Annotated in this window: 14 protein-coding genes; 11 read left to right on the forward strand and 3 right to left on the reverse strand. The window is 73.3% G+C overall.

The window, feature by feature from the left end:
• Positions 1 to 32: 32 nt before the first annotated feature.
• Both ilvC and BJ979_RS07335 read left to right on the forward strand, forming a co-directional pair.
• Positions 33 to 1,058 carry a ketol-acid reductoisomerase gene (gene ilvC, locus BJ979_RS07330; RefSeq protein ID WP_179566672.1) on the forward strand — a complete coding sequence of 342 codons (1,026 nt, stop codon included), beginning with the start codon at positions 33 to 35 and terminating at the stop codon, positions 1,056 to 1,058.
• Positions 1,059 to 1,274: 216 nt separating this feature from the next.
• Positions 1,275 to 4,970 (forward strand): lamin tail domain-containing protein, encoded by a 3,696-nt coding sequence (locus BJ979_RS07335; RefSeq protein ID WP_179566673.1) that lies wholly within the window; start codon positions 1,275 to 1,277, stop codon positions 4,968 to 4,970.
• A gap of 109 nt (positions 4,971 to 5,079) precedes the next feature.
• Here BJ979_RS07335 and BJ979_RS07340 read toward each other — a convergent pair whose 3' ends face one another.
• Positions 5,080 to 6,111 carry a ThiF family adenylyltransferase gene (locus tag BJ979_RS07340; RefSeq protein ID WP_179566674.1) on the reverse strand — a complete coding sequence of 344 codons (1,032 nt, stop codon included), beginning with the start codon at positions 6,109 to 6,111 and terminating at the stop codon, positions 5,080 to 5,082.
• Between the two features lie 185 nt (positions 6,112 to 6,296).
• On the opposite strand from BJ979_RS07340, the gene BJ979_RS07345 reads away from it, so the two are divergent.
• Genes BJ979_RS07345 through BJ979_RS07355 form a run of 3 tightly spaced genes read left to right on the forward strand, consistent with a single transcriptional unit; the run spans position 6,297 to position 8,521 of the window.
• A complete protein-coding gene (locus BJ979_RS07345; protein ID WP_343046629.1) occupies positions 6,297 to 7,427 on the forward strand; it encodes a mannitol-1-phosphate 5-dehydrogenase in 1,131 nt (376 codons plus the stop codon).
• Positions 7,428 to 7,430: 3 nt separating this feature from the next.
• Positions 7,431 to 8,036, forward strand: coding sequence for a hypothetical protein (locus BJ979_RS07350; RefSeq protein WP_179566675.1), 606 nt, complete (start codon positions 7,431 to 7,433; stop codon positions 8,034 to 8,036).
• Positions 8,033 to 8,521, forward strand: coding sequence for a hypothetical protein (locus BJ979_RS07355; RefSeq protein ID WP_179566676.1), 489 nt, complete (start codon positions 8,033 to 8,035; stop codon positions 8,519 to 8,521). The genes BJ979_RS07350 and BJ979_RS07355 overlap by 4 nt, the downstream gene beginning before the upstream one ends.
• Positions 8,522 to 8,784: 263 nt before the next feature.
• On the opposite strand, the gene BJ979_RS07360 is transcribed toward BJ979_RS07355, so the two are convergent.
• Both BJ979_RS07360 and BJ979_RS07365 read right to left on the reverse strand, forming a co-directional pair.
• Entirely contained in the window at positions 8,785 to 9,177 is a 393-nt protein-coding gene (locus BJ979_RS07360; RefSeq protein ID WP_179566677.1) for a DoxX family membrane protein, read from the reverse strand.
• The gene (locus BJ979_RS07365) at positions 9,174 to 10,166 is read right to left on the reverse strand and encodes a phosphatase PAP2 family protein (protein WP_179566678.1); all 993 of its coding nucleotides are present in this window, start codon (positions 10,164 to 10,166) and stop codon (positions 9,174 to 9,176) included. The genes BJ979_RS07360 and BJ979_RS07365 overlap by 4 nt, the downstream gene beginning before the upstream one ends.
• A gap of 304 nt (positions 10,167 to 10,470) precedes the next feature.
• Between BJ979_RS07365 and serA the strand changes: the two genes are divergently transcribed.
• The 6 genes from serA (at position 10,471) to BJ979_RS07395 (ending at position 19,130) form a co-directional block, all read left to right on the forward strand.
• Positions 10,471 to 12,063 (forward strand): phosphoglycerate dehydrogenase, encoded by a 1,593-nt coding sequence (gene serA / locus BJ979_RS07370; RefSeq protein WP_179566679.1) that lies wholly within the window; start codon positions 10,471 to 10,473, stop codon positions 12,061 to 12,063.
• A 241-nt stretch (positions 12,064 to 12,304) separates the two neighbouring features.
• The gene (locus BJ979_RS07375) at positions 12,305 to 13,669 is read left to right on the forward strand and encodes a DUF5336 domain-containing protein (protein ID WP_179566680.1); all 1,365 of its coding nucleotides are present in this window, start codon (positions 12,305 to 12,307) and stop codon (positions 13,667 to 13,669) included.
• 356 nt (positions 13,670 to 14,025) lie between these two features.
• Positions 14,026 to 15,090, forward strand: coding sequence for a 3-isopropylmalate dehydrogenase (locus tag BJ979_RS07380; protein ID WP_179566681.1), 1,065 nt, complete (start codon positions 14,026 to 14,028; stop codon positions 15,088 to 15,090).
• A gap of 25 nt (positions 15,091 to 15,115) precedes the next feature.
• Positions 15,116 to 16,231 (forward strand): branched-chain amino acid aminotransferase, encoded by a 1,116-nt coding sequence (locus tag BJ979_RS07385; RefSeq protein ID WP_218853462.1) that lies wholly within the window; start codon positions 15,116 to 15,118, stop codon positions 16,229 to 16,231.
• Between the two features lie 281 nt (positions 16,232 to 16,512).
• The gene (locus BJ979_RS07390) at positions 16,513 to 17,085 is read left to right on the forward strand and encodes a hypothetical protein (protein WP_179566682.1); all 573 of its coding nucleotides are present in this window, start codon (positions 16,513 to 16,515) and stop codon (positions 17,083 to 17,085) included.
• Positions 17,082 to 19,130 (forward strand): protein kinase domain-containing protein, encoded by a 2,049-nt coding sequence (locus BJ979_RS07395; RefSeq protein ID WP_179566683.1) that lies wholly within the window; start codon positions 17,082 to 17,084, stop codon positions 19,128 to 19,130. The genes BJ979_RS07390 and BJ979_RS07395 overlap by 4 nt, the downstream gene beginning before the upstream one ends.
• Positions 19,131 to 19,218: the final 88 nt, after the last annotated feature.

Raw genomic sequence — 19,218 nt, forward strand, 5'->3', positions numbered from 1 at the left:
AGCACCCCCAACAGAGAGAGATACCAAGGCAGATGGCTGAGATCTTCTACGACAACGACGCGGACCTGTCGATCATCCAGGGCAAGAAGGTGGCCGTCGTCGGCTACGGCTCGCAGGGTCACGCGCACGCGCAGAACCTGCGCGACTCGGGCGTCGAGGTCAAGATCGCGCTCAAGGACGGCTCGAAGTCGGCCGCCAAGGCGCAGGAGGAGGGCTTCGAGGTCCTCAACGTCGCGGACGCCACGGCGTGGGCCGACGTCATCATGATCCTCGCGCCCGACCAGCACCAGCGCTCGATCTACACCGACTCGGTGAAGCCGAACCTCACCGAGGGCAAGGCGCTCGCCTTCGCGCACGGCTTCAACATCCGCTTCGGCTACATCGACGCGCCCGAGGGCGTCGACGTCATCCTCATCGCCCCGAAGGCCCCCGGCCACACGGTGCGTCGCGAGTACGTCGCCGGCCGCGGCATCCCGGACATCATCGCCGTCGAGAACGACGCCTCGGGCCAGGCCTGGGACCTCGCGCTCTCCTACGCGAAGGGCATCGGCGGCACCCGCGCCGGCGTCATCAAGACGACCTTCACCGAGGAGACCGAGTCGGACCTCTTCGGCGAGCAGGCCGTCCTCTGCGGCGGCACCTCGCAGCTGATCCAGTACGGCTTCGAGACCCTCGTCGAGGCCGGCTACCAGCCGGAGATCGCCTACTTCGAGGTGCTGCACGAGCTCAAGCTCATCGTCGACCTCATCTGGGAGGGCGGCATCGCCAAGCAGCGCTGGTCGGTCAGCGACACGGCCGAGTTCGGCGACTACGTCTCGGGCCCGCGCGTCATCGACCCGTCGGTCAAGGAGAACATGAAGGCCGTTCTCGCCGACATCCAGTCGGGCGCGTTCGCGAAGCGCTTCATCGACGACCAGGACAACGGCGCCGTCGAGTTCCTCGCGCTGCGCGAGAAGGCCGCCGCGCACCCGATCGAGAGCACCGGCAAGGAGCTGCGCGCGCTGTTCGCGTGGAAGCAGACCGACACCGACTACGTCGAGGGCTCGGCCGCGCGCTGATCTCTCGCGGCTCCCGTCGCACGCACGTCCCGGAGGGCGGTCCCGCAGCAGCGGGGCCGCCCTCCGGCGTTCCCGGCGCGTTCCCGGCGCGGGTCGGGGCGAGCGGGGGCGTTCCGATGCGGGTCGGCTCAGCGTTGCGGCGCTGGGCATGCGCGGTTCACCCGACACGGGGGTGGATGAGGCGAGCCGTTCATCTGCGATGTCGAACCTGGCCGCGTGCTCAGGCTCGTCCTCGCCACTCTGACCGCCACGATCATCCTTCTCGGGGGTGTGGCCGCCGGGGGACCGGCGAGCGACCCCGCGAGCGCCGCGGAACGCGCTGCGCCGGGCGCGGCGAGTGCCGCCGCATCCGTCGCACCGAGTGCCGCGAGCACGCCGGGCGCCGTGGACGGCGCCGGCTCCGCGAACAGCGGCGCCGCCCCGAGCGCGGCCGGCTCGGCGAGCGCCGCCGGCGAGGACACCTCCGAAGGACCCGAGCCGGGAGCCGGCTCCCGCGGCGTCGTCAACGCCCCGACGACGAGCGTGCTCATCAACGAGCTGAGCAACGGCTCCTCGCGCTCACGCAGCGACGGCTTCGTCGAGCTGCGCAACTGGGGCTCGGATGCGGTCCAGCTCGACGGCTGGAAGGTCTACCGCTGCAGTTCGGGCGGTCTGCGCGCGAACGACAACGACGTCGAGGCCGATCTCATCGGCCAGACGCTCGCGCCCGGGCAGCTGCTCACGATCAGCAAGATCGGCATGCCGGGTGCTCTGCACACGATGCAGCCCTACGCCTCCACCGGCTTCGGCATCTGGCTCGAAGACCCGCAGGGCCGCGTCGCCGACCGCGTCGGCGTCTACCCGAATCAGCCCTGGATGACGGCGAGCGAGTGCACGCCGTCGACCGGCTCGGCGCGCAACCTGCCGAACTCGCTCGACATCTCGACCGACCAGAGCTGGCAGCGCCGCGCGATCACGGGCGACAGCGAGCTCGACTGGGTGGCCGCGCCGGCCACGATCGACGCGCCCAACGCGACCGCCGCCCCGGCGCGCGACGACTCCGGCGTCGTCATCTCCGAGTTCGCGACCGCCGGCAAGAAGGGCAGCGCCGACGACTTCGTCGAGCTGCGCAACGACGGGTCGGCGCCCGTCGACATCGGCGGCTGGCAGCTGCTGCGCTGCACCGCCTCGGGCCGGCTCGATCACGGCAACCTGCAGACCACGATCGCCGCCGGCACCGAGCTCGCGCCGGGCGCGCGCTGGCTCGCGGCCGGGACGGGCTTCGCGGGCGACGCGGATGCGCGCTACGAGACGGGATTCGCCGACGCCGGCTCGGGCGCCCTGCTGCGCACGAAGGCCGGTCTGCTCGCCGACCGCGTCGCCGTGAGCCAGTACGGCGACAGCGCCTGCCAGGAGGGCGACGCGAAGCTGCCGGCGATCCTGGATGCGGTGGCCGACGAGTCGTGGCAGCGGGCCGAGCCGGGGTCGAGCGCAGCCGCCAGCGCCGATGCGGGCGACGCTGCGGCAGCCGCATCCACCCCCGGCTGGATCATCGCCCCGCGCACCCCCGGCGCCGCGAACGCGACGCGGGAGTCGAGCGTGTTCCGCACGGCGTTCGCCTACCCCGCGAAGGCGGAGCGCGGCGTCGCGATCAGCGAGATCGCGAACGACCCGGGCGCTCCGGTGCTGCCGGCGAAGCTGACGCAGCGCAACTTCATCGAGATCGCCAACTACGGCGAGCGCACGATCGACGTCGGCGGCTGGACGCTGCGCCGCTGCATGGCCGATGGCCTCCGCGCGCCCGCCGTGCAGACGACGATCCCGGCGGGCACGAAGCTGAAGCCTGGCGCGACCTGGACCGTGGCGCGCGCCGGCACGACCGACGCGCGCGGCGCGCAGGCGAGCTACGACACGACCCTGAGCTTCCTCGGCACCGGCGTCTGGCTGGCCGATGAGCGCGGCGAGCGGGTCGACAGTGTCGGCGTCTACGGCCGCAACGAGCTCGACTCGAGCATCGACACGGTCAGCCCCTGCTCGAAGGGGCTGACGCTCACGACCTATCTGGTCGACCGGATGCGCGGCCAGAGCTTCCAGCGCGTCGCCTTCACGGGGTCGGACGCCGACGACTTCCGCGCCGCCGAGGCGACCCCCGGTCAGCGCGCGAAGCTCGACGAGGACTACCGCGCCGAGACCGAGGCGCGCGCGGGCGACACGGCGACGGGCTCGGCCCCCGCGGCGGAAGCCGACACGACGGCGAGTACGGCGCCGACCGGAGTCGGCGCAGCGAAGACCGATGCCGCGAAGGCCGATGCCGCGAAGACCGGCGCCGCATCCACCGCCAAGCCCCTGGCGGGCACCGCCGCGACGGTGCTGCGCGCCTGGTCGGGCGCGAGCCAGAACGGCCGGCTCACCGCCGCGCACGCCGACGGCGAGACGCCGCTCGACCCGGCGTCGATCGGCGCGACCTCGCCCGCCGACGGCAGCGCACCCGGGGCATCCCCCGAGGCCGTCGATCACGCCTACGGCTACCCATACCAGCGCTTCGAGCTGGATGCGACGGGCCTGAAGACCGGCAGCCGCATCGGCTGGGCGGGCGCGACGACGGGCCGCAACGAGCTGCAGCTCTCGGTCTGGACCGGCTCGGAGTGGCGTCGCCTCGCCGCCGGCACCGACCCGACCGCATCCGGCGCCCCGATCGCGCTGAGCGGCGCGCTGAAGGCCGGCGAGATCCGCGACGGCAAGGTCATCGCCCTCGTGCAGGACGGCCCGCGCACGAAGGCCACGATCGACGGCGGGATCGACGGCCGGCTCGAGAACCCCGACGACTACGACCTCGCGATCTCGCACGTCACCGACACGCAGTACCTCAGCGACGCCTACCCCGAGGTCTACGCCGAGGAGCTGAGCTGGATCGCCGACAACGCCGCGAGCCGCAAGATCGCCTTCGCGACCCACACCGGCGACCTCGTGCAGAACTGGGTCGACCCCGACCAGAGCGACGTGCGGGCGCGCGCCGAGTTCGCGCGGGCGTCGAGCATCCAGGGCATCCTCGACCGCGCCGGCGTGCCCAACAGCGTGCTGCCGGGCAACCACGACTCGAAGCGCGGCATCGACTACACGCTCTTCGACGAGTTCTTCGGCCCCGACCGCTACGCCGCGCAGCCCTGGTACGGCGGATCCATCGCGCCGGGCGACAACGCCGCCAACTACTCGCTGATCAGCGCCGGCGGCGCCGACTTCCTCATGCTGTCGCTGCCCTACGCCTACGGCGAGCGCGAGATCGACTGGGCCGAGCGGGTCGTGGCCGCGCATCCCGACCGCAACGTCGTCGTCTCGACGCACGAGCACCTCAGCCCGAAGCTGCGGGATGCGCCCGCGCAGCGGTCGAGCTCGTCGCGCTGGGTGTCGCGCGCCGATGAGCTGTGGGATCGCGTGGTCGCGCCGAACCGCAACGTGATCGCGGTGCTGTCGGGGCACTTCCACGGCATCGGCCAGATCACGACCGAGGATGCGGGCGGTCTGCCGGGTCACGACGTGGTCGAGCTGCTGGCCGACTACCAGGAGTTCCGCACGCACACGGGTCAGCGCGCGACCGGATTCCAGCGCCTGCTGCAGCTCGACCTCGCCTCGGGCACGATCGCGGTCGACACCTTCTCGACCCAGCTGAAGGCCACGGCGTCGTACCCCTACGACTACGAGCAGTTCCTCGCCGACAACGGCAGCGACGCCTCGCCGTCGAACGACCGCCCGTGGAACGTGATCGCCGCCGGCACGCAGGACCGCTACGGCGACGCGGATGACGAGTTCACCGCGCACGTGACCTTCCAGTACGCGAAGCGGGTCGCCACGACGGGGCTCACGACGGCGGGCCCTGCGAAGCCCTCGACGCGCGACCTGGCCCTGCTGCCGACGACCCGTCCCGGCCGCAGCTGACCGCATCCGCCCTCGTCCCGGCGTTCTCCGCGAGAGTACGCACTTTGCGCCTGCCGAGGGTGTCCTGAGCGCGCAATCCGCGTACTCTCGCGGAGCCAGGCCGGCGAGGTCAGTAGCGGGGCACGGCCGGGTCGACCGTGAGCGACCACGACTCGATGCCGCCCGTGAGGTGCCGAGCGGCGAAGCCCTGGCGGCGCAGGATCGTGAGCGCCTCATCCGAGCGGATGCCGTGGTGGCAGTAGACGACGAGCGGCTTCGCCGGATCGAGCTCGCCCATCCGCAGCGTCAGCTCGCCGAAGGGGATCAGCAGCGATCCGGGGATGCGCGCGATCTCGGCCTCGGCCGGCTCGCGCACGTCGAGCAGCACGGGGCGCTCCTCGACCAGCCCGAGGCTCTCGGGCGCGAGCAGCTGCGCCAGTTCGACCGCCGAGACGCCGAGATCGTCGGGATGCTCGACCGGCGCCGTGACCTCCTCGATCGAGCCCGGCCGCACCTGCTCGGCGCGGCTGAGCAGCATCCGCTCGCCGACCGTGCCGGTGCGGTCGAGCAGCACGAGCAGCCCGGCCGTGCCGCGGTCGCGCAGCAGCGTCAGCGCGAACTCGGAGGCGAGGGCCGCCGTCGCGGTGACGAGGGCGAGGGAGGGCTCGCCCGGCCGACGGCGCGCGCCGGATGCCGGCTCGCCGTCGGCCGCGTGCTCGGGGTGCGCATCGCGGTAATCGAGCTCGATCTCGTCCCAGCCGCTGCCGATCTCGCCGCCCTCGGCATCCGCGGTCGCCCACACCATGGGGATGCTCACGACGGCCGCGCCGTCGTTGCTGGCGTAGCGGGTCGCCGGGTCGTCGCTCGCGTCGATCACGAGATCGGCGTCGAGCAGCAGATCGAAGGTGCTGCCGGCGGCCAGCCGGGTCGGGCGGGCGCGCACGACGGTCTGCGGATGCGTGGTCGCCACCGTCGCGGCGATCGCCCCGGCGACGGTCTCGGCCCGCCAGGTCTCGCCGTCGCGGGCGTCGTCGACGATCTCGATCGTGCCGACGCCGGAGGCGGCGAGCGTCGTCGCCACACGCGAGCCGATCGCGCCGGCGCCGACCACGGTCACGGAGGCGGAGGAGAGACGCTCCCGCACCGACCGCTCCGATTCCATCCCTCGATCCTGGCACCGCGCGCCGTGCGCCGCATCCGTGAGGCTCCACCTGAACCTCCGCCCGCGCGTGTCGCGGCGACCCGTCGCCGATCACCGGGCGCCGCCGCCCCGTCGTCGTGCCCTGCCGCCGCGCCCGGGCGCATCCGCGGGTCGCGTACAGCCGCGGGCACGGCATGATGGAGGGCGTGAGCAGATCAGCGGTGCACTTCGGTGCCGGCAACATCGGCCGCGGCTTCGTGGCCCAGTTCCTGCACGAGAGCGGATACGAGGTCGTCTTCGCCGACGTCAACGAGGAGCTCATCGGCGCGCTGCAGGCGCAGCCGAGCTACCTCGTGCACGAGATCGGCGAGGGCGCGGTCGACAAGGTCGTCGACGGCTACCGGGCGCTGAACAGCCGCTCGCAGGAGTCGGATGTGGTGGCCGCGATCGCCGAGGCCGAGGTCGTCACGACCGCGGTGGGCGCCCGCATCCTGCCCTTCGTCGCCCCCGTCATCGCCCAGGGCCTCGCGCTGCGCGACCCCGATGCGGCCCCGCTCGTCGTGATCGCGTGCGAGAACGCGATCGGCGGAACCGACATCCTCGCCGCCGAGGTGCTGAAGCTCAACGCCGAGCCGAACGCGATCTTCGCGAACTGCGCGATCGACCGCATCGTGCCCGAGCAGCACGGCGGCCTCGACGTGACGATCGAGTCGTTCCACGAGTGGGTGGTCGACCGCACGCCGTTCCCCGGCGCGACCCCCGACATCCACGGCGTCACCTGGGTCGACGACCTGCGCCCCTTCATCGAGCGCAAGCTCTTCACCGTCAACACGGCGCACGCCGCCGCCGCCTACCACGGGCTCGACCGGGGCTGGACGCGCATCCGCGAGGCCCTCGCCACCCCCGAGCTGCAGGCCGAGGTGCGCGCGGTGCTCGCCGAGACCAAGGCGCTGCTCGTGGCGAAGCACGGCTTCAGCGACGACGAGCAGCAGGCCTACATCGAGAAGACGCTCAAGCGCATCTCGAACCCCGAGCTGCCCGACACCTGCGAGCGGGTCGGCCGAGGCCCGCTGCGCAAGCTGAGCCGCCACGAGCGCTTCATCGGCCCCGCCGCCGAGCTGGCCGAGCGCGGACTGCCCGCCTGGGATCTGCTCAACGCCGTCGGCGCCGCGCTGCGCTTCGACGTGCCCGAGGACGCGGAGAGCGTCGAGCTGCAGGCGCTGCTCGCGAGCGGCAGACCGGCCGCCGAGCTGGCGCGCGAGATCACCGGGATCGAGCCCGGGCATCCGCTGTTCGACTCGCTCGTCGAGGTCGTGCAGCTGCGCCTGGACCGCTGAGGCATGGCGGAGCGCGACGACAGCAAGCCCGACGAGCCCGACCAGCTCGCTGACGCCGACGACCAGCACGATGAGCTGGACGACGACACGGCCGACGAGGACGACGCCCTCAGCTGGGAGGGCGACGACGAGCTCGGTCGCACGACCTCGCTGACCGACCCGCGCTCGGCGTCGGCGACGCGACGTCCGCGCTCGTCGATCGTCGACGGGCGTCCGCTGCGTGACGTCGAGCTCGACGACGACGCTGAGCGCGCCGCCGCCGCCGCCGACCTCGAAGCCGACCTGGCCGTGGACGGCGAGCGTCCGCGCCGCGACCCCGTCCGCCTGCTCGTCACCGGCGTCTTCGCGGTGGTCTACCTGGCCTTCACGGTGGGCTGGATCCTGGCGGTGCAGGGCATCGTCGGCACGGCCCTCGGCAGCGGATCGACCGGCTGGGTCGACGCGATCGCCCGCATCAGCCAGTTCCTCGCGCTGGTCGCGAGCGCGCTCTGGTTCGTGACCGTCGTGCACCTCACCCGCGACGCGCGCCTGCTCGTGCGCGCCGGCTGGATGCTGCTCGGAACGCCGCTGCTGCTGCCGTGGCCCTACCTGATGGGGAGCCTGCTGTGACCCGCGACGAGAGCGCGAAGCGCGACGGCCGAGCCCGCGACCTCGAGCACTCGGGCGTCGACGACGACCTGCCGGCCGAACTGCGCGATGCGGAGCCCTTCGAGAGCGATCTGGATGGCGACGAGGACGACGAGTACGACGACGTCGAGATCGACGGCACCCTCCGCCGGCAGCGCTTCGGCGTCGCCGACCTGATCGTCGCGATCGTCTTCGCGTTCCTGTTCCTGGTGAGCGGCTACGCCGCGCTCGGCAACCTGGTCGGACTGCCCCGGTACCTGCAGGCGAACGGCTACTCCGACATCCCCTGGGCGACGCTGATCGCCGCCGTCGCGGCTCCGGTCGTGCTCTTCGTGGCGTCGCTGTCCGCCGGCCGCGGTCGCCCCACCTTCGAGCGCGCCCTCATCCTCATCGTCGCCCTCGCGGCGAACGCGGCCCTGGGCTTCTCGCTCGACTGGTTCACCCTGGCGGGCGTGCGCCTCTCCTGACCCGCGGCTGCTCCGGCCGCCGCGGACCTGGCGCCGAGGCCGCTTCGCTCGGGGGTCTCGGGCGTCGGCCTCCCCTCGCGAGAAGTCGATCGATGGGTGGCCAGAGATGCCTCGCTGTGGCGGCGTGTCGCGTGCTGTTTCTGGCCACCCTGGATGTGCGGGAAGCATGGGTGGCCAGAAATGCCTCGCCGCGGCGGCGTGTCGCGTGCAGTTTCTGGCCACCCTCGGCCTGGTTGCACGCGGGCAGACCCGGTGCGCGCCGCTCAGCCGAAGGCGGCGAGCAGCACGAGCGCGCCGAGCACGACCTGGCCGACGAGACGCGGCAGGAACGGGATCGCGGTGCGGCCGAAGCGCTCCGGGTTCGCGGCGGCGTAGGCGTTCGCGGGGAACACCGCGATCAGGAACAGCACGAGCAGCACGCCGACGACCAGGCGCAGGCCCGGCACGAGCAGTCCGATGCCGCCGAGGATCTCGCACAGCCCGGTCAGGACCACCAGCGCGTGCGGCGACGGCCAGCCGGGGCGGCGGAACATCGGCGGGATCATGGCCCGCATCCCCCGGGCGACCGAGGGGACGAAGTGCAGCACGCCCATGCCGACGAAGAGCACGGCGAGCACGACCCGCAGCACGGCGGCGACGACGTCGACGGCGGTCATGCGGCGCGATTCATGGATCGGTCGGCATCGTCCCTCGCGGCGCGGGGTCGCCCCGATCCGCTCCGCGCGTCATCGACCGTGAGCCGGTCGTCGAGCCGCAGCCTCACTCGGGTGTCGCTCGCGATGCCGCCCGTGCGGCCGGAGCCGCGCGCGGCATCCGCTCGCGCTCCGGGCCGGTTCACCGGCATCGCCCACAGCAGCGCCGCCGGCGCCAGCAGCGCGGGGGCGATGACCATGCCGTAGGCGTAGGCGGCGGTCACGATCGAGGCATGCGTCAGGTCGAGCGCCCGCACGGTCCCGGCGGCCGTCGCGACGATCGCCGCCACGCCGCCGAGCGCCACCAGCGCGGTGCCGACGGTGCGGGTCGCGCGACGGGGGAGTCCGGGCGCGACGGCCGGGGCGGCACCGGGCACGAGCGCGCCGATCGCGGCGAGCGACGCCGCCAGCAGAACTCCGCCGAGCACGTCGCTCGGGCGATGCCAGCCGAGGTGCACGAGCTGCACGGCGACGGCGCCGAGCAGCAGGGCGCTCGCCGGCGCGAGCACCAGACGCGCCGGCGCCGGGCTCACCAGCAGCAGGGCGAACAGCACCGAGGCGACCGCCACGGCGTGCCCGCTGGGGAAGGTGTTCGCGGCATCCACCGCCAGATTCGGACGCTCGAGCAACAGGTGCTTGAGGGCCTGGCCGAGCACGTTCGCGGCGCCGATCACGGCCACGCCGGCGACTGCCCCGACGACGCGGCGCTGCACCAGGGCGATGCCGGCGACGACCACGCAGGCCACGACGAGGGCCGGGATGCTGACCAGCGCCAGCAGCGCCGACGACTCCGAGTAGGCGGCCAGGTCGAGCACGCCCTGCTCGACGTGCTGCCCGCGCGCGGTCTGCACGGCGAGCACGAACACGATCGCGAGCCCGCCCGCGGCCGCCGCGGCGACCGCGACCTGGCGCACGCGGCGGGCGGCGACGGGGGAGCGGCGGAAGTCGGGCACGCCCCGACGCTACCCACGGCGCATGGACGCGGGCGCAAAGCCGCCCGGCGTGCCCGCGAGCGGCCCGGACGCCGCAGGTTCCGCGCCGCCGCATCCGAGCCACGTGCGACGGCCCGGCGGCGCCCGGTCGCGCGAGGTCACCGGGAACGGAGGCCCTCGGCGCCTGCACTAGGCTGGTCGCGCCCGGACAGCGCGCCTCCGGCCGCAGCGCCTCTGGCCGCTCGACTGCACCATGCGGCATCGCCCACGCGGTGCTCCGCGAGACCGGGCATCCCCCGCCGTCGCACCGAAAGCCGCTACGCCTGTGTCAAAGCCGGTCGTCCTGATCGCCGAACAGCTCTCGCCCGCCACCGTCGACGCCCTCGGGCCCGACTTCGACATCCGCGATGTCGACGGCACCGATCGCCCCGCTCTGCTCTCTGCGCTCGCAGAGGCCGACGCGATCCTCATCCGCTCCGCGACCCAGGTCGACGCCGAGGCGATCGCCGCGGCGCCGCGCCTCAAGGTCGTCGCCCGCGCCGGCGTCGGGCTCGACAACGTCGACATCAAGTCGGCCACGCAAGCCGGTGTCATGGTCGTCAACGCGCCGACCTCGAACATCATCAGCGCCGCCGAGCTCACGGTCGGCCACATCCTCAGCCTCGCCCGCCACATCCCGGCCGCGCACGCGAGCCTCGCCGGCGGCGCCTGGAAGCGCTCGTCGTACACCGGCACCGAGCTCTACGAGAAGACGGTCGGCATCATCGGCCTCGGCCGCATCGGCGCGCTCATCACCGCGCGCCTGCAGGCCTTCGGCGTGAACGTCGTCGCCTACGACCCCTACGTCACCGCGAACCGCGCGCAGCAGCTCGGCGTGACCCTGCTGAGCCTCGACGAGCTGCTCGAGCAGAGCGACTTCATCACGATCCACATGCCGAAGACCCCCGAGACCACGGGGATGATCAGCACCGACCAGCTCGCCAAGATGAAGTCGACGGCCTACATCGTCAACGTCGCCCGCGGCGGCCTGATCGACGAGGCGGCGCTGTTCGAGGCCCTGCAGGCGAACGTGATCGCCGGCGCCGGACTCGACGTCTTCGTCAGCGAGCCCCCGAAGGACTCGCCGCTGCTCGCCCTGCCGAACGTCGTCGTCACGCCGCACCTCGGCGCCTCGACCGACGAGGCGCAGGAGAAGGCCGGCGTCTCGGTCGCCCGCTCCGTGCGCCTCGCGCTCGGCGGCGAGCTCGTGCCGGATGCGGTCAACGTCGCCGGCGGCGTCATCGACCCTTACGTGCGCCCCGGCATCCCGCTGACCGAGAAGCTCGGCCAGGTGTTCTCGGGTCTCGCGGGCAGCGCGATCACGAGCCTGGATGTCGAGATCCGCGGCGAGCTCGTCGACTACGACGTGAGCGTGCTCAAGCTCGCCGCGCTCAAGGGCGTCTTCTCGAACGTCGTCACCGAGCAGGTCAGCTACGTCAACGCGCCGCTGCTCGCCGAGCAGCGCGGCGTCGGAACGCGCCTGCTCACCGACCCCGAGAGCCCCGAGTACCGCAACCTGATCACGCTGCGCGGCACCCTCGCCGACGGCAGCCAGATCTCGGTGTCGGGCACCCTGACCGGCCCGAAGCAGATCGAGAAGATCGTCGAGATCAACGGCTTCGACGTCGAGCTGCCGGTCGCCGAGCACTTCATCGTGATGCTCTACACCGACCGCCCCGGCATCGTCGCGGTCTACGGTCGCGAGTTCGGCGAGGCCGAGATCAACATCGCCGGCATGCAGATCGCCCGCCAGAGCGCCGGCGGTCAGGCCCTCAGCGTGCTGACGGTCGACTCGCGCGTTCCCGAGGAGCTGCTCGAGAAGGTGCGCACCGCGATCGACGCGAGCCTGCTGCGCGAGATCGACATCGTGCTCGATTGAGTCGCCGCATCCGGTCGTCCGCGACCGTGCACTCGACGGCCCCGACGGCCCCGACGCTCCCGCAACGCCGGGGCCGTCGGCCTTCCGGAGGTGGCGGGCCGGCTCGCCCGCATCGCGGTGAACAGGATGCGTCGTGTCGCGTCGCCGCGTGTCGCATCGGGGCGCGGGCCGGTGCGGAGTTCTGCTCGCACTCCTAGGCTGGAGGCGAAGCCGCCGTCGGGCGGCGCGTGAGGAGCTCCCCGTGACCGACCCCCAGCAGCCGGCCGAGCAGTCGAAGCAGCCGCAGCCGCCCGTGACGTCGGCGCCGGAGCCGTCAGACGCGCTCGACGAGGATGCGGAGCAGACGCGCCTGCGCAGCGACTTCTCCCGCGCGCCCCGTTCCGCGTCTCCCGGCGCGACTCCTGGTGAGGCTCCCTCGCCGCAGCCGATCGGCGCTCCGCCGGCAGGCATCACCCCGCCGCCGGCAGGACCCGTCGGCATCTCGGCGCCGCCCGCCGCACCGAGCGGAGACTCCGTGCCCGCTCCGCATCCCGCGGCTGCACCGCCTCCCGCGGCTGGACCGGACGCCGCGCTCGCGCCCGACGCCGGACCTGCGCACGCAGCGCCCGGAGCGCCGGCGGCGCCGTCCGCTCCCGCCCAGCCGTCCGCTCCGCAGCAGCCCGGGCAGTACGGCGCCCCGCAGCCGGGTGCCGCGCCGGGACAGCAGTCCGGTCAGTTCGGGGCTCCGCCGCAGCAGGGGCAGTACGGCGCTCCGCAGCAGTACAGCGGGTACGGCGCGCAGCCGCAGCAGCCGTACGGGGCTCCCCAGCAGCCGCAGCAGCCGCACGGCGTTCCGCAGCAGCAGGGCCAGTACGGCGTTCCGCAGCAGCAGGGCCAGTACGGCGTTCCGCAGCAGCAGGGCCAGTACGGGGCTCCGCAGCAGCCAGGGCAGTACGGGACTCCGCAGCAGCCGGGAACTCCGCAGCAGCAGCAGAGTCAGTTCGGGGCTCCGCAGCAGCCGACGCAGCACGAGGCTCCGCCGCAGCACGAGCAGCAGCCCGCGCCGTCGGCGACGCCGGGTCACGAGCAGGGCGTCGAGAACCCCGACCCCGCCGAGAGCGCCGCACCGCAGCAGGGCGGCTCACCGCAGCCGCAGCAGCCGGGCGCGGAGCAGTACGCGCAGCAGCAGCAGGCTCAGGCCGGCGCCTACGGCGCCGCGAACGCGCAGTACACGGCGGCTCCGCAGTACGGCGCACCGGGTCAGAACCCGAACCCCGGCTATGCCGCGGCGCCGCGCTCCGGCAGCCTGCTCACCCGCTGGGGCATCGGCGGCATCGGCGCGGGCATCGTGCTCATCGCGGTGATCGTCGATCTGCTGCGCGCGCTCCTGTCGCCCCTCATCTACAGCGTCAGCAGCGGCGCGCTCGACGCGGCCAACACCCTGACGTTCGTCGGCAGCATCCTGGTCGTGGTGATCGCCCTCGTCGCAGGCGTGCTGGCCATCCTGTCGCTCGTGCGACGTGAGCCGTCGAAGGTCCCCGCGGCGATCGCTCTCTCGCTGTCGGCCTACATCGTGCTGAGCTTCGCGTTCAGCTGGCTCAGCAGCCTGTTCTACCGCTTCATCTGAGGCCTGCGCCGCTGCAGCGGGCGGTCCGCTCCGGTGCGGTCTGCCGTCCACGCGACGACGGCCGATCGACCGACCACGTGGCCCCGTCGCCTCTCCGGGCGACGGGGTCACGTGTGCCATCCACAGGATGCGTCGTCGTCCGCGCCGACCGGACGCGATCCTGCGGCGCGAACCTCGTCGTGTCTCGCTCGTCGGCACCCTCGCCGGGTACCTCTCCACGCTCGGCTGAGCGCGGGCGGGCGCGAGCGCCGTCGCAACGAGGGCCAGGAACCGCCGGAGTAGGCTGAGCGCGCAGTCGACGGCGGCTCCGCCGCGCGGCTGGCGACTTCCGTTCCCGCACCGACAGGAGCCCCTGCGTGACCCGCGTTCTCGACCTCGCCACCATCCCCGGAGACGGAATCGGAGTCGAGGTGGTCGCCGAGGCGCTCGCCGTGCTGACGGCCGCGGTCGGGTCCGACGTCGAGGTGACGACCACCGAGTACCCCTTCGGCGCCGAGCACTTCCTCGCGACCGGCCACATCCTCGACGACGGCGACCTGGCCTCGCTCACGCAGCACGAGGCGATCCTGTTCGGGGCGGTGGGCGGAGACCCCCGCGACGCGCGTCTCGCGGGCGGCATCATCGAGCGCGGACTGCTGCTCAAGCTGCGCTTCGCCTTCGACCACTACGTCAACCTGCGCCCGACGAAGCTCTACCCCTCGGTCACGAGCCCGCTCGCGAACCCGGGCGAGGTCGACTTCGTGATCGTGCGCGAGGGCACCGAGGGGCCGTACGTCGGCAACGGCGGCGTCATCCGTCAGGGCACGCCGCACGAGATCTCGACCGAGGTGAGCATCAACACCGCGCACGGGGTCGAGCGCGTCGTGAAGCACGCCTTCGAGCTGGCCGAGAAGCGCGGCAAGAAGGTCACGCTGGTGCACAAGACGAACGTGCTGACGCACGCGGGCTCCACCTGGTCGCGCCTCGTCGCGGAGGAGGCGGCCAATCACCCGGACGTGGTCTGGGACTACCTGCACGTGGATGCGGCGACGATCTTCCTGGTGACCGACCCTGCTAGGTTCGACGTCATCGTCACCGACAACCTCTTCGGCGACATCCTGACCGATCTGGCCGGCGCGATCAGCGGCGGCATCGGGCTCGCCGCCTCGGGCAACGTCAACCCGGAGGGCGCGTTCCCGAGCATGTTCGAGCCGGTTCACGGCTCTGCTCCCGACATCGCCGGGCAGCAGAAGGCCGATCCCACTGCCGCGATCCTGTCGGCGGCGCTCCTGCTCGACCATGTCGGGCTCCCGGAGGCGGCCGCCCGCGTGACCGCGGCCGTCAGCGCCGACCTCGCCGAGCGCGGCTCCGCGACCCGCACGACCTCCGAGGTCGGGGCGGCGATCGCGCAGCGCGTCGCGGCGGCGGCGCCCACCCACTGACATCCCACGACCCCGGAGAGAGCACATGCCCATCCAGCTGCCGATGGCCCCGAAGGACCTCACCTTCGCCGTGACCCGCAATGAGAACGCCAAGACCGTCGAGGAGCGCGAGCAGATCCTCGCGAACCCCGGCTTCGGCCAGTTCTTCACCGATCACATGGTCGACATCTGCTGGTCGGAGTGGGGCGGCTGGCACCGCCCGCGCGTGCAGCCCTACGGCCCGATCTCGATCGACCCGGCCGCGTCGGTGCTGCACTACGCGCAGGAGGTCTTCGAGGGGCTGAAGGCGTACCGCTGGGCCGACGGCGGCATCCGCACCTTCCGTCCCGAGGCGAACGCCGCGCGCATGCAGCGCTCGGCCGCACGTCTCGCGCTGCCCGAGCTGCCGACGGCCCACTTCCTCGACTCGCTCAAGCAGCTGATCCAGGCGGATGCCGACTGGGTGCCGAGCGCGCCGGAGACGAGCCTCTACCTGCGCCCCTTCATGTTCGCCAAGGAGGCGTTCCTGGGTGTGCGTGCGGCGAAGAAGGTCAACTACTACGTGATCGCGAGCCCCGCGGGCGCGTACTTCACCGGCGGCATCGAGCCGCTCGAGATCTGGCTGTCGACGAAGTACACGCGCGCCGGCCACGGCGGCATGGGCGCGGCGAAGACCGGCGGCAACTACGCCGCCTCGCTGGTCGCGCAGCAGGAGGCCTACGCCAACGACTGCCAGCAGGTGCTGTTCCTGGATGCCGAGGAGGGCACGTACCTCGAAGAGCTCGGCGGCATGAACGTCGTGCTCGTGACGCGCGACGGCAAGCTGATCACGCCCGAGTCGGACTCGATCCTCGAGGGCATCACGCTCGACTCGCTGCTGCAGCTCGGGCGCGACCGCGGCTACACGACCGAGCAGCGTCGAGTGTCGATCGACGAGGTGCGCGAGGGCGTGGCCTCGGGCGAGATCGTCGAGGCATTCGCGTGCGGCACGGCCGCCGTCGTCACCCCGATCGCCGTGCTGCGCAACGCCGATCTCCGCATCGAGTTCCCGGTGCCGGCCGAGTCGATCGCGCTGTCGCTGCGCGAGGAGCTGACCGGCATCCAGTACGGCCGCGTGGAGGACCGCCACGGCTGGACCGTGCGTCTCGACGTCGAGGACTGAGTCCGACTCCCGAACCGCTCTTCCGGCGCCGTCCCGCAGCATCCGCTCGGGGCGGCGCCGTCGTCGTCAGCGGCGCCGGAGAGGTCCCACCAGCCTCACGGGTCACAGTTGCGCGACGCCTGTCGTCTGTTCGTTGACGGGTCACAACGGTCGACCCCCGAACTGGTGCCACGAGACCTGATCCGGTTCTGTTCCCGTTCACCATTCCGCGCGGGCGCGTTCATCCTGCGGCTCGAATCTTCCTTCGCCCCACCCGAATCCGAGCCCGAAGGATGTGCCCGATGGCCTCTGCCGCGCGCATCGTCGTCACGACCTTCGACTCCGTCGCCAGCCCCAAGATCACCCCGTGGCGCGAGCACTCGAGCCGCGTCGCCGGCGTCGTGCTGGGCGTCGACGGCCGCCCGGCCCGACCGCTGGCCGAGCTCGGCCCGACGCCTGCCGGTCTCGCCGGAGATCGCCCCGCGCCGCGCCCGAACGGCATCGCCCGTGTCGTCATCGACGCCGACCGCGGCGCGCAGCCGGCCGTCTGGCACCTCGCCGGCTCGAACCACCGCATGCTCGCCCGCAGCGTCGCCGTCTTCGAGTCGGCCGCCGCGGCGGTCGCCGACGCCACCGCCGTGCTCGCCGACGTCACCGCGCTCGACCCGCGCCTCGTGCGCGACCTCAACGGCTCGGCGCTCGGCTGGTTCCTGCGGCGCGACGACGAGCCCGTCATCGCCTGCGCGCGCTGGTACTCGACCGATCGCGACCGCCGCAAGTCGCTGCTCGCGGCGCTCGAGGCGCTCGTGATCGCGACCGTCGCCCCGGTCGCGCGGGTGTCGCACCCGCAGCTCGGGCGCGGCGCCCGGGTGTGAGCTCGCCCGCGGACCCGAGCATGTCGTCGGATGCGGGATCCTCGTCCTCGGCGGATCCCGACCTGATCGGCGGCTACCGCCTGGGCGAGCTGAGCGGCAGCGGTGCGACGGCATCCGTCTTCGCGGCGACGCACGTCGCGACGGGGGAGCGGGCGGCGCTGAAGGTGCTGCATCCCCACCTCTCCGTGCGCGCGATCGACCGCGAGCGCTTCCTCGCGGGAGCGCAGCACCGCGTCGCGCACCCGAACGTCATCGCGATCCGCGGAGCGGGGGAGCAGCGCTCGGGCGAGACGGTCGTCTGCTGGATCGCGCTCGACTGGGCCGACGGCGAGCCGCTCGCCCGGCGGCTGCGTCGCGCCGCGCTCGCGCCGATCGAGGTGCGCGAGCTCGCGGACGGGCTGCTCTCCGCTCTCTCTGCCGTGCACGCCTCGGGGCTGGTGCATCGCGACGTGTCGACCTCGAACGTGCTGGTGCCGGCATCCGGTCCCGTCCGCGCGGCCGACGTGCAGCTCATCGACGTCGATCGGCTGGCCTGGTCGGGCGAGGCGAGCCTCGGCGACGACGTGCTCGGGCTCGACCCGACGGCGGAGCCGGATGGCGACGTCGATCGGGGAGCGGGCTCGGAGCCCGAGTCGCGCACGGCGCCGCGCGTCGTCGCGAACCCCGACTTCGCCGCACCCGAGCAGCTCGCCGGCCTGCCGCTCGACCGCCGCGGCGACCTGTTCTCGGCGGCCGCGGTGCTCTTCGCCGCCGCGACCGGGCTCCCGCCCTACCGCGGAGCCCGGCGCGACGCCCTGCTGGCGGGCGGGGTGCTGACGCCGCCGATCGCCTCGGTCGACGGAGCTGACGTGCCGATCGAGGTGGATCGTGTGCTCGCCGAGGCGCTCTCCGCGTCGCCGCTGCGGCGTCCGCGCGACGCCGAGGAGCTGCGGCGGCGGATGGTGGATGCGCTCGCGAGCCTCGGTCCGATCGCAGACGCCTCGGCGGGGCCCGCAGGAGCGACCGACACGAGCGGACGGACGGCAGGACCCCTCGGGCGCACGGCGACCGGAATCGGGCCGGCGACCGGCGCGGACGCCCCGACACGCGTGCTCGACGCGGGCGGTGCGCCCGTGGCATCCGGGGCTTCAGCGGGCGCCGCCGCCACGGGCGCTGCGGCGTCGCGCGACGCGCGCACCGAGATCGTGCAGCGGCGCACCAGGCCGATCGCGACGGCAGGATCGACGAGCGCCGCCTGCCTCGGCGCCGGAGCCGAGCGCGCGGCATCCACCGCAGCGCCGTCCGGCACCGACCCGACCTCCTCGGGCGCCGCACACCCCGTCGGCTCGCCCGCCCGCGGTCGCGGCGGCCTCATCGCCGCCGTCGCCATCCTGCTCGGCGTCGCGGGCATCGCGACCCTGCCGGCGCTCGCCGACGCCGGCGGCGGCCGTGACTCGGTGCGCGAGCACGGCACGATCTCGGCGAGCCCCACAGCCTCGGCGAGCGCCTCCGCCCGGCCGACCCGGGCGGCGCAGCAGCCGACCGCGCCGACGGCGGCGCTCGACGTCGTGCTGCCCGATCTCGCCGGCATGGGTCTGGGCGAGGCCACCTCACGCCTGGCCGAGCTCGGGCTCGCGGTCGGCGTGGTGAGCGAGAGCGACTCGCCGCAGGCGCAGAGCACCGTGCTGAGCGCCCCGGCCACGGCCGTGGCGGGCTCGCGCGTCGACCTGGTCGTCGCCTCGGGCCGCAACCGGGTGCCCGAGGTCTCCGGTCTCACCGTCGCCGCCGCGCAGGACGCCCTGACCGCGGCCGGCTTCGGCTCGAACGTCACCGGCGCCGCAGCCGGGTCGGGCTCCGGCTCGGGCTCCGGCTCGGGCGGCAGCACCGGCGCCGGCACCGGCGACTCCGGCACGGCCCTCGTCGCCACCGGCACGAGCCCGATCGCGGGCACCTCGGTCGCGATCGGCACCGTCATCGAGCTGCGCGTCACGAGCCGTGCGCCCAGCGCGAGCCCGTCGCCGGCGCGCCCCTCGCCGTCCCCGTCAGCGGCCAGGGGGCCTTCATGACCTGGACTCCTCGTGTTCACCTGCCGCGGTTCAACTGTCTCGACCCTGCTGGGAATCCGGGCGGAACCGCCCTGGCGTCCCCGCTCGA

Origin of the sequence: Schumannella luteola (assembly GCF_013408685.1) — a bacterium.
GTDB classification, from domain to species: Bacteria; Actinomycetota; Actinomycetes; order Actinomycetales; family Microbacteriaceae; genus Schumannella; species Schumannella luteola.